General features: G+C 65.0%; 11 protein-coding genes. 4 read left to right on the top strand and 7 right to left on the bottom strand.

Annotated elements, in window-relative coordinates; translation table 11 throughout:
• Positions 1-52: 52 nt before the first annotated feature.
• From ACM62G_RS25255 to ACM62G_RS25245, 3 genes are all read right to left on the bottom strand, one after another.
• A complete protein-coding gene (locus ACM62G_RS25255; protein ID WP_054059821.1) occupies positions 53-2,140 on the bottom strand; it encodes a putative bifunctional diguanylate cyclase/phosphodiesterase in 2,088 nt (695 codons plus the stop codon).
• A 100-nt stretch (positions 2,141-2,240) separates the two neighbouring features.
• The gene (locus tag ACM62G_RS25250; protein ID WP_273825914.1) at positions 2,241-3,830 is read right to left on the bottom strand and encodes a TerC family protein; all 1,590 of its coding nucleotides are present in this window, start codon (positions 3,828-3,830) and stop codon (positions 2,241-2,243) included.
• A gap of 293 nt (positions 3,831-4,123) precedes the next feature.
• The gene (locus ACM62G_RS25245; protein ID WP_054064397.1) at positions 4,124-5,017 is read right to left on the bottom strand and encodes a LysR family transcriptional regulator; all 894 of its coding nucleotides are present in this window, start codon (positions 5,015-5,017) and stop codon (positions 4,124-4,126) included.
• A gap of 256 nt (positions 5,018-5,273) precedes the next feature.
• On the opposite strand from ACM62G_RS25245, the gene ACM62G_RS25240 reads away from it, so the two are divergent.
• Positions 5,274-6,812, top strand: a complete 1,539-nt coding sequence (locus tag ACM62G_RS25240; RefSeq protein ID WP_419735864.1) for an MFS transporter — start codon at positions 5,274-5,276, stop codon at positions 6,810-6,812.
• 43 nt (positions 6,813-6,855) lie between these two features.
• Here ACM62G_RS25240 and ACM62G_RS25235 read toward each other — a convergent pair whose 3' ends face one another.
• Entirely contained in the window at positions 6,856-7,272 is a 417-nt protein-coding gene (locus tag ACM62G_RS25235) for a MerR family transcriptional regulator (RefSeq protein WP_273825911.1), read from the bottom strand.
• 78 nt (positions 7,273-7,350) lie between these two features.
• On the opposite strand from ACM62G_RS25235, the gene ACM62G_RS25230 reads away from it, so the two are divergent.
• Positions 7,351-8,580, top strand: coding sequence for an NADH:flavin oxidoreductase/NADH oxidase family protein (locus ACM62G_RS25230; RefSeq protein ID WP_273825910.1), 1,230 nt, complete (start codon positions 7,351-7,353; stop codon positions 8,578-8,580).
• 148 nt (positions 8,581-8,728) lie between these two features.
• Here the strand turns inward: ACM62G_RS25230 and ACM62G_RS25225 are convergent, their stop codons facing one another.
• A complete protein-coding gene (locus ACM62G_RS25225) occupies positions 8,729-10,375 on the bottom strand; it encodes a phospholipase D-like domain-containing protein (protein WP_419735863.1) in 1,647 nt (548 codons plus the stop codon).
• Positions 10,376-10,573: 198 nt separating this feature from the next.
• On the opposite strand from ACM62G_RS25225, the gene ACM62G_RS25220 reads away from it, so the two are divergent.
• Both ACM62G_RS25220 and ACM62G_RS25215 read left to right on the top strand, forming a co-directional pair.
• A complete protein-coding gene (locus ACM62G_RS25220) occupies positions 10,574-11,266 on the top strand; it encodes a YoaK family protein (protein WP_081009921.1) in 693 nt (230 codons plus the stop codon).
• 245 nt (positions 11,267-11,511) lie between these two features.
• On the top strand, positions 11,512-13,521 hold the full coding sequence (locus tag ACM62G_RS25215) for a hypothetical protein (protein ID WP_273825908.1): 2,010 nt from the start codon (positions 11,512-11,514) through the stop codon (positions 13,519-13,521).
• An 87-nt stretch (positions 13,522-13,608) separates the two neighbouring features.
• On the opposite strand, the gene ACM62G_RS25210 is transcribed toward ACM62G_RS25215, so the two are convergent.
• Together ACM62G_RS25210 and ACM62G_RS25205 are read right to left on the bottom strand one after the other, a co-directional pair.
• Positions 13,609-14,019: a hypothetical protein gene (locus tag ACM62G_RS25210; protein WP_054060372.1), complete on the bottom strand. Its 411-nt coding sequence runs from the start codon at positions 14,017-14,019 to the stop codon at positions 13,609-13,611.
• Positions 14,020-14,048: 29 nt separating this feature from the next.
• On the bottom strand, positions 14,049-14,453 hold the full coding sequence (locus tag ACM62G_RS25205) for a hypothetical protein (RefSeq protein WP_054060373.1): 405 nt from the start codon (positions 14,451-14,453) through the stop codon (positions 14,049-14,051).
• Between the last annotated feature and the right edge of the window lie 30 nt (positions 14,454-14,483).

The following is a 14,483-nucleotide window of genomic DNA, read 5'->3' as shown; positions in this document are numbered from 1 at the left end:
GTTCCCACAATAACAGGGGGCCAGCAAGCGGGAGGTACCCGGCGTACCCACCTCACCCCGTAGCCTGCTGCTCCTGCGCCTGGCGGATACTGGCCATGAACAGATCGGCCGGCATCGGCCGCCCCAGCAGGTAGCCTTGCAGTGAATTGCAACCCAGGCGGGTGAGGAAGTCGCGCTGCTTGTCGGTCTCGACGCCCTCGGCAACGATCCGCAACCCCAATGCCTGCCCCAGCGCCACAATCGCCGAAACGATCGCGGCATCATCGGAGTCGTGCTCCAGGTCGCGGACAAAGCCCCGGTCGATCTTCAATTCCGTGGCCGGCAGCCGCTTGAGGTACATCAGGCTGGAGTAGCCGGTACCGAAGTCATCGATGGACAGATCCACGCCCATTTCCGAGAGCTGGCGCAGTACCGTCATGCTCGCGTCGGCATCGCTCATGGTGGTGGTTTCGGTGATTTCCAGGGTCAGGCTGTTGGCCGGCAGATGGTGCCGGGCCAGGGCACTGGCGACACTGGCCACCAGCCCGGAGTGGCAGAACTGCTGGGCCGACAGGTTCACGGCGATACGCCAGTCCCGGTAACCCTGTTCGTACCACTGGCGCATCTGTCGACAGGCTTCGTTCAACACCCATTCACCGATCGGGATGATCAGCCCGCTCTTCTCCGCCAGGGTGATGAAGGCGTCCGGCATCATCAGCCCCTGCTCGGGGTGCTGCCAGCGCACCAGCGCCTCGGCACCGATCGGCAAGCCGCTCACAGCGTCGAACTTGGGCTGGTAGTGCAGGCGGAACTGCTCGCCCGTCTCCAGCGCCTGGCGCAGGTCCTGCTGCAGCTTGAGCTTCTTGCGGGCATTGCCGTTCATCGAGGCGTCGAAGAAGCAGTAGCCGTTCTTGCCCGCACCCTTGGCGTGGTACATCGCCGCGTCGGCGTTCATCAGCAGCTCTTCGGCGGTGCGGCCACTGCCGGGATACAGCACGATCCCAATGCTCGCGGAGATCTGCAGATCCTGTTCGGCCACCTGGAACACCTGGGAAATCAGGCTGACCTGACGCGTGGCCACCTGCAGCGCGTCATCCTGCTCGGACAATTGCGCCAGCAGGACGAACTCGTCGCCCCCGATCCGGGCCAGGGTATCCTGGGAGTGCAAGTCGTCACGCAGGCGATGGGCGACGGCACGCAGCAACTGGTCGCCCACATGATGGCCGAAGGCATCGTTGACCGGTTTGAAACCGTCCAGATCGATGAACATCAGCGCGAAACACCCCCCTTCGGCACTCGCCTTGTGCATCGCCTGGTCGATGCGGTCGGCCAGCAGTATCCGGTTCGGCAGGCCGGTGAGGTTGTCGTGCAGGGCCAGTTGGGTCAGTTCCTGGTTGGCCAGGGTCAGGGAATCGGCCAGGTCGGCGGTGCGCTCCTCCAGCCGGGCATCGAGCACCGAAGTCAGCAAGGCGATCGACAGCACCGCCAGGCTGGTCACCAGCACCAGGTTGTCCAGGCCCTTGACCGCCAGGCCACTGGCTGCAGCGCCGCAGAAACTGCCTTCGGGGAAGTTCGCCGCAGCCATGCCGGTGTAGTGCATGCCGACGATGGCCACGCCCATGATCACCGCGGCACCGCTGCGGGCCAGGCGGATATAGGGCGTGTTGCGGCGCAGGTGGAAGGCGATCCACAGCGCCGCCGCCGAAGCGCTGACGGCGATCAGCAGAGAAGCACCGAACAGGGTCGGGTCGTAGTCGATGCCGGGCTGCATCCGCATGGCCGCCATGCCGGTGTAGTGCATGGCGCTGATGCCGGCGCCCATGATCAGCGAGCCGAACGCCAGTTGCATCAGCGGCAGGCGCGGCTGGCTGACCAGCCACAGGGCAAAACCGCTGGACAGAATGGCGATCAGCAGTGACAAGGCGGTGATCGGCCCGTCGTAGCCCAGCTCGATCGGCAGGCGGAACGCGAGCATGCCGACGAAGTGCATCGACCAGATCCCCACGCCCATGGCCAGGGCGCCCCCGGCCATCCACAGGTAGACCGCCCGGCCGCTGGCGGTGGCAATCCGCCCGGCCAGATCCAGGGCGGTATAGGAAGCCAGGATCGCCACGCAGAGCGACATGAGGACCAGCGACGATGAATAACTGCCAATGAGCATCGAAATACCCTGAAACCTCATGCCGGAGCCACCTCCGGACTACCAAAAAGGCGCCGATTCTACCCGCTTCGCCGCCAGGCGCACGGGAAAGATCGACTCATCAGCAAGCCCCCTGTGTCCTCTCCATGACACCCTCCTGCAAACGCACCAGAAACAGCCGGGTCACCCGCCGCTCCCGTACCGCGACCACGGTCATCCGCCACCCCGCCCACTGCACCTGATCGCCGACCATCGGCAGTCGATCCAGCAGGCTCATCACCAGCCCGGCCAGCGTCTGGTAATCCTCGGTGGCCCGGGCCTCGATCCCGAGGCGCTGCCGCGCTCGGCTCAGGGTCATGGCCCCGCTGACCTGGAAACCCTGCGCCTGCTCGACCACCTCGGGACCTTCCACCTCACTGGCATCGGGCAACTCGCCGGCGATCGATTCAAGGATGTCGGTCATGGTCAGCAGACCGACGAAATCACCGAACTCGTTGACCACGAACGCGATATGGGTCGAGGCCTGGCGCATCTGCTCCAGGGCGTTGAGCACAGAGTAGCTGTCTAACAGGTTTATCGCCCGGCGAGCCAAAAACTCCAGTCCCGGTTCAGTCCCATCCAGGTAGGCCTTGAGCAGTTCCTTCTTGTGCACAAAGCCCAGCGGCTCGTCGACCGCCCCCTGGCGGATGAGCGGCAGGCGAGAGTACGACGAACGGATCAATTTCTCCCGAACGAGCGCCGGGCTGTCGGCGACGTCCAGGGTGTCGACCTGCGCCCGCACCGTCATCAGCGTGCGGATAGGCCGCTCGGCCAGTTGCAGCACGCCGCTGATCATCACCCGCTCACTGCGCTCGAACGGCACCTGGGCCTCGTCCGCCGAAGGCTCAAGCAGGTCGGCGATCTCCTCGCCCACTTCCTCGCTGGACAACCGTCGTCCACCGAGCATGCGCAGCACCGCATGGGCGGTACGCTCACGCAGCGGCCGCTGGCCGTGGGCAGAGCGCTTGCGCCGGGCGCGGGCCACCTGGTTGAACAGCTCGATCAGCACCGAGAAGCCAATGGCCGCGTACAGGTAGCCCTTGGGAATGTGGAAGCCCAGGCCCTCGGCGGTGAGGCTGAAACCGATCATCATCAGAAAGCCCAGGCACAGCATGATCACCGTCGGCCGCTCGTTGACGAAACGGGTCAACGGCTTGCTGGCGACGATCATCAGGCCGATGGAGACGATCACCGCGATCATCATCACCGACAGTTCCTCGACCATGCCGACGGCGGTGATCACCGCATCCAGGGAGAACACCGCATCGAGCACCACGATCTGTGCGACGATCGGCCAGAACAGCGCGTAACCGCCATTCGCCGAGCGCTGGCTGACGTGCCCTTCCAGCCGCTCATGCAACTCCATGGTGGCCTTGAACAGCAGGAACACGCCGCCGAACAGCATGATCAGGTCGCGGCCGGAAAAACTCTTGCCCAGCACCTCGAACAGCGGCTGGGTCAGGGTCACCATCCAGGCGATGCTGGCCAGCAGGCCCAGGCGCATCAGCAACGCCAGGGACAGGCCGATGACACGGGCGCGGTCGCGCTGGTGCGGCGGCAACTTGTCCGCCAGGATCGCGATGAACACCAGGTTATCGATACCCAGCACCAGTTCGAGGAAAATCAGGGTCAACAGGCCAAGCCAGGCCGTGGGGTCAGCCAACCATTCCATGAAAAATGCGCTCCCTTAGTGGATTCGAACAGACGCGCACGACGGTACCGAGCCCGGGGACGGCCAGGAGACGATGCGGCAACAGAGGAAAAGACGCTCGACAGGGGGATTGCCGGGCCTGGCGCACGACCGGGGCGCGTGCATGAAGGAAAGCGTGAGGGGACGACCGGGAGGTTCCGCGAGGGTGTTCATGTCCAACCTGAATGACTAATAGGGAAATAAATCCTACATGACCCCGGAGAACCGCCTGACAGGCAAACTATTTCAAATCATGAAAGCGCAGCGCGCGACGGTTACCGCGCGGCGCCCCGCTCAGCGCGGAAATCCTGGCGAACCCGCTCGATATAGCGGGCCACCGCCGGCGCCTTTTCGAAACGCCGATGAATCAGCGACAGCCAGGATGTCGCCTGACAGCCGACGATCGGTCGATAGACCACATTCGGCAGGTTGACGTGACCGATCACCGACTCGGGCACCACCGCCACCCCCTGGCCCAGGGAGACCGCGGCAATCACCGCCACCAGTCCACCGGGCTGCGGCCCGAGGTGGGGGGCGTAGCCGCCCTGGGCTGCGACCTGCAGGGTACCGTTGATCTGCTCCGGCAGCACGAAGGTCTCGTTCTGCAGATGCTCGGCAGCGATGTTCCGCAAGCGGCACAGCCAACTGTCGTCCGCCAGCGCCAGCACGAAGCCCTCGGCATTCAGGCGCACCGCCTCCACCGCCTCGGGCAGCGACATCGGCGAACGCACGTAGCCGATATCGAAACGCCCCTCGGCGATCAGCCCCGGCAGCGCCGCCATGGGACTTTCCCGCACGTTCAGGCTGACATCGGTGAAATCGCGGACATAGGCCTTGACCTGCTGTTGCAGCACGCCCGAGTACACCGCCGAGGCGACATAGCCGATCTCGATATGGCCGATCTCGCCCCGTCCGGCGCGCTGGGCATTGCGCTGGGCGAACTCGAACTGGCGCACGGTCGCCTCGGCCTCGGGCAGCAACGCCGCGCCGGCCTCGGTCAGGCTGACCTCGCGTGGCCCGCGCTGGAACAGGCGGGTCCCGAGAGCGCTTTCCATATCCTGGATCTGCCGGGTGAGGGTCGGCGGGGCGATATCCAGCTGTTCCGCCGCCCGGGTGAAGTTGCGCTGCCGGGCCACGGCGAGGAAATAGCGGAAATGACGGATTTCCATGGTCATTAGCTCAAAGGTAATGAAGTGCCAAGGCCAGCCTAACGCATATGGTTTTTCCCCGCGATAAGCTGTTCTCACCGCCACAGTAGAGAGCCCTGAACATGCCCGCCAAATACCTTCCACCCTTATCATTCAGCCACTGCGACCGACCTGGACTTGCAATGACCGCCTCGTCCACCGTCATTGCCTTCCAGGCAATCATCCACAGCGAAGCCTCGAAGACCAGCGCTGCCACTCTGCCCGTGCAGGCCCGGCCGTGAGCCGGGTGAGCCCGCGACTGACATTGCTCACGGCGTCCGGCGTCTGCTCGCTGATTGTCCTGGACACCAATATCGTCGCCGTGACCCTGCCGAGCATCGCCCGCGACCTGGGCGCCGATTTCACCGCGATCGAATGGGTGGTCAGCGCCTACATGCTGGCCTTCGCCGCCCTGCTGCTGCCCGCTGGCAGCATCGCCGACCGCTTCGGGCGCAAAAAGACCCTGCTCTGGGGGCTGGGCCTGTTCATCCTCGCCTCCCTGGGCTGCGGCGCGGCGCCCGACAGCCTGTTCCTCGATATCGCGCGGGCGGTCAAGGGCGTCGGTGCCGCGCTGTTGCTGACCTCGGCGCTGGCGACCATCGGCCACACCTTTCATGACGAGGTCGAGCGCGCCCGCGCCTGGGCCTTCTGGGGGGCCTGCATGGGCCTGGCGATGACCGCCGCGCCGACGGTCGGCGGGCTGATCACCGAGTACCTGGGCTGGCGCTGGATCTTCTTCATCAACCTGCCCGTCGGCCTGCTGCTGGTGGCGCTGGTCCGCCATGCGGTCGCGGAATCGCGCGACAGCCAGTCGGCGCGTCTCGATCCCTGGGGCAGCCTGGCCTTCAGCGGTGCGCTGCTGTCTCTGATCTGGGGGCTGATCGAGGCCAACCGGATCGGCTGGAGCCACCCGCTGACCAGTACCCGCCTGCTCGTCGGCGGCGCCCTGCTGGGGGTGTTCGTGCTGGTCGAGCGCGTGCAGAAACGGCCGATGGTCGACCTGCAGCTGTTTCGCCATCCGCGCTTCATCGGCGCCCTGCTCGGCATGTTCGCCTATGCCGGCTGCGCCCAGGTAATGATGACGCTGTTGCCGTTCTATCTGCAGAACGGCCTGGGGCTGTCGGCGATCGACTCGGGGCTGGGCATGCTGCCCTTCGCCCTGACCATGCTCATCTGCCCGCGCATCGGCGTGAGGCTGGCGTCGCGACTGCAACCGGCAACCCTGATGGCCAGCGGGCTGGCCCTGGTCGGCTGCGGCAACCTGCTCAGTGCCTGGGCGGTTTCCAGCGGCGGCTACCCGGGCTTCGGCCTGGCGATCGCGGTGACTGGCGCCGGTGCCGGGTTGCTCAACGGCGACACGCAGAAAAACATCATGGCCTGCGTGCCCCGCGATCGGACGGGCATGGCCTCGGGCCTGAGCACCACCATGCGTTTCAGCGCGATCGTGCTGGCCATCGGGGTCTTCGGCGCCGTGCTGGCCGGGCATACCCGGGATCTGCTGCACGCCCGTCTCGCCAGCCAGGCCAGCCTCTGGCTCGACCGGGCCCAGGAAATCGCTTCGCGAGTGGTGGCCGGTGACATGCCGGCGGCCATGGCGACGCTACCGGAAGCGGCCCGCCCGGCGGTACAACCGTTGGCGCACCAGGCCTTTGTCGGCGGTTTTGGCACGGTACTCTGGCTGGCGGGCCTGCTGGCACTGCTGGGCGCCGTGGTGGTCGGCACCCTGATGCGCAAGCCGCTGCCCGGCACGCAGGCGCTGCCCCTGGTGCGCGAGTAACGGCTTAGCAGAGGGCCGGGGCGCAAGGCTTGCCCGGCCCTGTTCAACCTTCCAGGGGCCCTGCCAGCGACGTCATCAGGCGTTCGGCATTCTCCCGGCACGACACATCCGCCGGCTTGTTGCGGATGCTGTTCACCACGCCGAGCAGTTGCAGCTTGCTCTGGGCCAGGCGCGCCTGCATGGACTCGATCTGGCCGATCTTGCGCTCCAGGCTGGCAATCATTTCATCATGGTCCCAGGTCCCGGGCTCGCTGGTCGGCACCAGCGCACGCAACTCTTCCAGGCTGAAGCCGGCCTGCTGCGCGCACTGGATGATCGACAGGGTCTGCAACACCTCGGGCGGGTATTCGCGATAGCCGTTGGCCTGGCGACGAACCTTGCGGATCAGCCCCTGGGCCTCGTAGAACCTGATCTTCGAGGCCGCCAGGCCACTGCGTTGGGCCAGTTCACCGATTTTCATGGAAATCCTCGCAGCGGCTATTGACATTAAACCTTACTTTAAACTTAGCCTGAACCCTCCACTACCCCGGAGTCAAGCATGTCACCCTTCCAGGCATTGTCGTTACCCAACGGCGTACAGATCCCCAATCGCATTGCCAAGGCCGCCATGGAGGAAAACATGGCCGACCTGGACAATGCCCCTTCCCAACCCCTGATGGAACTCTATCGCGCCTGGGCCGACGGCGAAGCGGGCCTGCTGCTGACCGGCAACGTGATGATCGACCGCCGGGCCATGACCGGCCCCGGCGGCGTGGTGCTGGAGGATGAACGCCACCTGGGGAAATTCCGCCAGTGGGCGGCCATCGGCAGGGCCAGAGGGGCGCAGTTCTGGGTGCAGCTCAACCACCCCGGCCGCCAGACCCCGGCCAATCTCGGCCAGGCCAGCCTGGCGCCTTCGGCGGTGTCCCTGGAGATGGGCGAGTTTTCCAGAATGTTCGCCCAACCCCGGCCCATGAGTGAAGCCGATATCGACGAGGTGATCGCCCGCTTCGCCCGCAGCGCTCGGTTGGCCGAACAGGCAGGCTTCACCGGTGTGCAGATCCATGCCGCCCACGGTTATCTGCTCAGCCAGTTCCTCTCACCGCTGAGCAACCGTCGCAGCGACCGCTGGGGTGGCAGCCTGGAAAACCGCGCCCGCCTGCTGCTGGAGGTGGTGAAGGCGATTCGCGCCGAGGTGGCGCCGAGCTTCTGCGTGGCGGTGAAACTCAACTCGGCGGACTTCCAGCGTGGAGGGTTCGACGCCGACGATGCCCGCCAGGTCATCGAATGGCTCAACGCCCTGCCGGTGGATTTGGTCGAACTGTCTGGCGGCAGCTACGAGGCGCCGGCCATGCAAGGCGAAGCGCGTGACGGCCGGACGCTGGCACGCGAGGCGTACTTCCTGGAAATGGCCGGTGAGCTGGCGAAAGTCGCGACGATGCCGCTGATGGTCACCGGCGGCATCCGCCGCCTGCCTGTGGTCCAACAGGTACTCGACAGCGGCGTCGCCATGGCCGGCATCGGTACCGCGTTGGCCGTGGAGCCCAACCTGCCCCGTCACTGGCGCGAAGGCCGCGACAGCCACCCGCAACTGCCACCGATCCGCTGGAAGAAAAAGCCGCTGGCGGCGTTGGCAAACATGGCGGTGGTGAAGTTCCAGCTCAAGCGCCTGAGCCAGGGGCGCCGGACCAGACCCGAGGTTTCACCGGCCTGGGCCCTGGTACTGGACCGGTTGTTCATCGGGCGCCGGACGCGGCAGTATCGGGCGGCGATGAAGCGCCAGCGGTGATGCGCCTGGCGGGGCGCTTTCGCGGGCAAGCCCGGCTCCTACAAGTTTGCGCCATACACAAGAGCATCGTTCGGCCACACTCTGTAGGAGCCGGGCTTGCCCGCGAAAGCGCTGGACAAATGACCGCCGGGCTCGGCCCTGGCCCCTGTCAGCGCCCGGCAAACCGCAACCGCGACAACATCCTCAGGTCCCCATCCTTGTAGTACGCATCGCTCCAACTGTCATCCGGCGCCAGCGGTTGCACCTGCTTGAGCGCCAGCTTCTTCGCGTAATAGCGAAACCGGTAATGCTCATAGAAACGCAGGATCTCCAGCCCATACCGATCCGCCAGGTCGACATCGCCGCGAATCACCAGGAAGTTCTCGTCGTTGCCCTCACTGGCCCCGACGCTGAGGTTATGACTGCCACTGATGATGGTCGGCACATCGGTGGTGAAGTCGGTGACGATGGCCTTGGTGTGCACCAGCAGGCGCCCCTTCTGCCCCTTGAGGCCCTCCTTGATCCAGCCCTCCAGGCCACTGCCGAGCAGCGCCGTGGCAACGAAATCGTCGGTGCGGTCGGCATGGATGCCGGAGATGCTGCTGGCCGTGTTCTGCAGACCGAAACGCAATACATCGTCATGGGGCTTGCCGAGCAAGGCCTCGAGAATCTGCTCGGGCAATTCGAAGGCGGTGGCGAACAGCACGTCCTTCTGCGCGGCACTGATGATCTGCACGAATGCCTTGAGGTCAGCCTGGCCGCTGCGCGGGGAAAATCCGGCGAACAGCGGCTGGCTCAGATCCATGGGGTTGTTCACGGTCAACCACTTGCGGGTGGCGGCAACATCCGTCGGTGCCGCCCAGATCTGCTCGAAAACCTGGCTGTATTCGGCCGCCAGGCGCTGGTCGTCGAGGATATGAATCACGTTGGCCTGGCGGTACACGCCATTGGCGGTGAAGTTGGTGCTGCCGCACAGCACCGCCGCAGGCTGATACTCACCAGCGCCGTCGCGCTGGCTGAGGACGATGAACTTGTCGTGGAAGATCTTGCTGGTGACCCGCCCACGCTTGCTCGCGGCCGGAATCGCCGCCAGGCTCTGCTCGTTCAGCGCGGTGTCCTCGTCCCCGGTCTTGGCGTGATACAGCACGCGGATGCGCGCGCCGCGGGCGTTGGCCGCATTCACCGCCTCGACGATCGCCGGCAACTGGTATTCGTAGATGGCGATATCCAGCCCCCACTGCGCATCCCGGGCGCGGGCGATGAAACCGAGCAGCGCCTCCAGCAGACCGTTTTCCAGCCACAGGCGGGCGGCGTCCGGCCATTGCTCGATCGGCAGGTCCTTCTGGCCGCTCAGTTGCTGGTCCAGCTGGGGAAACTTGCGCTCGAACCCCTGGCTCGCCGCCACCGCCCGGTTGAAGATCACCCGCTGGTTCTTCGGCATACCGTTGTCGGTGGTCACGCTGATCGCCAGCGACTCGTCCAGTCGCGGCGCAGCCGGTGTGCCATAGGCCAGGTGCACGCGGTAGTTGCAGGTGCTACCGGACTCGACGTTGTAGTCGGCCCAGCGGAATTTCTGCAGCGGTGCGACGTCACTGGGGGTGGCGTGATACTGGGGGAAGGTGTGCTCCCTGCCGGGAAAGGTCAGGCTGTTGAACAGGAACCGCCAGGGCTTGTCGCCCACCTGGCGCTCGATGGCAAACCCGAGCAGGCCGGCACGGCGTGACTCGGCCAGGTCGAAGGCCAGCAACACCCCGCTGGTGCCGGCATACGCCTTGACCCGGAAATCGTCCTGGGCATTGCTTTGAAGTACGCGCATGCATCACATCCTTGAGAGATCGGCTGGAGAGGAGAAGGCTAGCCAACTTTGTCGACAGTATGCCTACCGGCCCATGAAATGAAACATTCAGCACCCAGATACAAGCACCGGGCCGCGCCGGGCTCTAGGCTGATCGATGATCCGCGGCGGACTGACACCCTCCCGCGGTTTTCCTTCCCGAACCCGAAAGGACCTTTCATGGAATCCTCCTTGCACCCCAGCGTGGCCCCGGCCCTGAGCTTCAATGGCGGCTTCGTCGACACCCTGGGCTTTCTCGCCCTGCAGGGCCTGTTCACCGCCCATGTCACCGGCAACTTCGTGACCCTGGGAGTGAGCATCGTCCATGGCGCCTCCGGCGCTCTGTCCAAGCTGATCGCGCTGCCGGTTTTCGTGCTGGTGGTGGGCCTGACGCACCTGGCCGCCGTAGCGATTCACCGCCGCGGCCTGGTGCCGTTGCGCCTGCTGCTGGTGGCTCACACACTGATGCTCGCCGCCTTTGCCGGGCTGGCGATCTGCTGGGGCCCGTTCGCCGACGGCGACAGCACCACGGCGCTGATCACCGGCATGACCGGCGTCGCCGCCATGGCGGTGCAGAATGCGATTTCCCGCCAGCACCTCAAGGGCGCGCCGCCGACCACCCTGATGACCGGCAACGTCACCCAGTTCGCCATCGATGTGTTCGCCCTGTGGGGTGAGCATGACCCGGCGCAACGGGCGACGATCCGCCAGCGTCTGAAGCCGATCTGCACCACCCTGCTGGCCTTCGCCGCCGGCTGCGTCAGTGCCGCGCTGCTCTATCTGGCGACGGGACTGTGGGGGTTGCTGCTGCCGGTGGTGGTGGCTATCGGGGTTTGCCTGAATACCCATCGCAAGGATCAATTGCGTACCTGAACACCGGCCGGGCACACCGATCGCCCGGCGTCTCCCCCCGTGGTGCTTATCTCCCCCGATGACCAGGGCACCGGCCGTCAGCGAATGCCGTAGCGGCAAATTGCCATTCCACCAAAACCCAACAATACTGGGTATCGAATGGAAACTGCGGAATAAGGCTTGAGGGCCCATTCGCTGGCAAGCCAGCGAATGGGCCGGCACTACCGCCACATGATCAACCGCCCCCCCTCTGGAGTAACCGCTACATGGATGTACGCCACCTGTTCCAACCTTCGCTGCTCGCCCTCTGCCTGCTGGCCGGCGCCGCCCAGGCCCATGTCCACGGCGGTGCCGAAGAATCCAAGAGTTTCGTCCCGGCCCCGCCCGACGAACCCTACGAGCGCAGCCTGCTCGAGTGTGTCAGCGACCAGGACACCCAGCCGGCCCAGTTGCTCTCCGGCCTGGGCGGCACCCGCTATCCGCTGGTCGCCCTCAAGGACGCCGACAAGGTCGAAGCCTTCTACAGCCAGGGCATCGCCCTGCAGTACGGTTTCAACTTCGCCGAAGCCATTCGTGCCTTCTACCAGGCCAGCCGCGTCGACGAGGGCTCGGCGATGCCGTACTGGGGCATCGCCTTGTCGGCCAACTCGAACATCAACAGCGACGCCACCCTCGGCTGCGATCGCCTGGCCTATCGCTCGGCCCAGATCGCCCTCGAAAAGGCCAAGGCACGCCAGGCTGATCCGCTCGCCAAAGACAAGTTCAGCCCCCGGCAATTGCAGCGCGAAGTCGACTACGCCAGTGCGTTCCTGAGCCTGTACACACTCAAGGAGGGCAAGGTACTCCTCGGCAGGGAGGGCAACGAGCGCTACGCCGAGGCCATGAAAAAGCTGTCGCAGACCTACTTCGACGACCTGGATGCCGCCACCCTGTACGCCGATGCCCTGCTCAACCTGGAACCGTGGAAATGGTGGAAAGGCTCCGCGGCGACCTCCAACGACGTCGAGCCGACCCAGCACGCCTACGAGGCCCTGCAGGTACTCAACCGGGTGCTGGTCCAGGACCAGTTCCACACCGGCGCCAACCACTTCTACATCCACGCCATCGAAGAGTCGCCCTTCCCCGCCAGCGGCCTGCCGATGGCCGAGCGCTTTCGCGACCAGAACCCGGCGATCGGCCACCTGGTGCACATGGCATCGCACATCTACCAGCGCATCGGCAACAACGCCCTGGCCAGTGTCACCAACTACACCGCGGTGTCGGTCGATCGCGCCTACACCCATCAGGTCAACCCGCAAAGCCCCTATCCGCTGCACTACCTGGGGCACAACATCCATTTCCTGACCTGGACCCTGTCCATCGAGGGCCGGCAGAACGAAACGATGAACATGGCCGAGGAACTGGTGGAAAACACCACCCGCTACGCCGCGCTGGATTTTCTCTGCAAGCAGTACCCTGACGAGATCGCCACCAAATCCGACTACTTCTACGCCGTACCCTATTACTTCGCCGTACGCTTCCAGGACTGGGACGCGCTGGCGCGGATCGAGCCGAAAATCATCGCCGGCCTCAAGACCATCAACGACACCTGCACCGCCGCGACCAAGGGCAGTCAGACACCCTGGGTGGAACTGACCGCTCCTTACACCCAGGCCATGAAGGCCTATGCCGACGCCTACAAGCAACTGGCCCAGCCAGGAGCCGACAGCGGTAAGGCAGGTGAGGCACTCAAGGGATACTGGCAGACGGTCGACAACAGCCTCAAGGGTGACAAGCCCCTGAAGTACGGCAACAACGACGCCCTCCAGCTGTTCCGTATCGCCAACCTGATCCTGCTGAACAGGGCCCAGGCCAGCAGCCAGGGCAAGCTGGACCTGATGGCCCTCAAGGAAAGAGCCGCCCAGGTGCTCACCAAGGCACCACAACAGGACCTGCTCACCGACCTGAAGGCCCTGCAGGGCGACAACCCGGCCCAGGTGATCGCCGCCTGGCGCAAGGCGGTCGAGATCCAGGACCAACTGGCCTACAACGAGCCGCCGGACTGGTACTACACCCTGCGTGAATCCCTCGGCTATGCGCTGCTGGAACAGCAGCAGTACGCCGACGCCGAGCAGGTGTTTCGCGAAGATCTGGCACAGAACCGCCTCAGCGGCCGCTCGCTCAACGGGTTGAAGCTGAGCCTGGAGAAACAGCCGGGCAAGAGCGTGCCCGCGCTGCTCGACGAGCAGCTGCAGACCGCCTGGCGCAACGCGACCATCAGTGCCGCGCCATACTGACTATCTGCGTTTGTAGCTCTTGCTGCCACCGGGCGTCAGGCGGTAGATCCCAACTCGGGGCCCGGTGCAGTAACTGCCATTGCCGCCTCAACCCGGCATGCATTGGAAGTCGCCGGTATGGGCCACTTCCTTGCCATGAGCGTCCAGCAGGCGAGCACTGACTTCCTGGCCCAGGCTCGACTCCACCAGCTTGTAGTGTTCACCGGCCTTGAACTGTTTGTAGGAGACCTCTCCCGAACAGTCTTCCTGATTACCATCGCCGACCGGAATCTCCACCAGCATCACATCCAGCTTGTGGGATCCGGGCGTCACTTCGAAGAAGCGTCCGTCATCGATCGGCTTGCCATCAACCTTCTCAGCCAGCAGGTCATTCGGCGCTTCCTCCTGCAGCCCGATCCAGGCCTGGTGCGGGTCAGCCTTGGGCATTGGGCCGGCGCAGGCCGAAAGCAGGACGGCCAGGCCCAGGGTGGGAAGCAGCATCAGCGGTTTGAGTGTCATGCAGGGTCACCTCGAAGATAAAAGAGCCGTCAGATGCAGGAGAACAGATGGGACTGGGCCAAAGGCTTGCCGTGGTCGTTGACCAGGATCGCGCCGACATCGCTGCCCGAACCGGACTGCACCAGGTGGTACTGCCTGCCAGCCTTGAACTGGTCGTACTCGACATGCCCGGTGCACTCCGGCTGGTCGAGGTCACCGTTGGCGCCCTGGATCAGGGTCACTTCCAGATCATGCTTGCCGGGCGCCACTTCGAAATAGCGGCCGTCGTCCACCCGCTTGCCGTCCACCCGTTCCGCCATCAGGTTGTCGCTCGACTGGCCCTGCAGGCCGATCCAGGCCTCGCTCGGGTCAGCCTTGGGCAGCGGGCCGGCACAGGCCGAGAGCAGGCAGACCAGGCCCAGGGTCGGAATCAGCAGCAGCGGTTTGTGGTTCATCGTATGAACTCCTCTCACATTCATCTGGGG

It is taken from the genome of Pseudomonas sp. COR18 (assembly GCF_048568395.1).
Classification (GTDB): domain Bacteria; phylum Pseudomonadota; class Gammaproteobacteria; order Pseudomonadales; family Pseudomonadaceae; genus Aquipseudomonas; species Aquipseudomonas fuscovaginae_B.
Note: the sequence above shows the minus strand (reverse complement) of the source record. Positions and strands in the feature narration are given on the sequence as shown.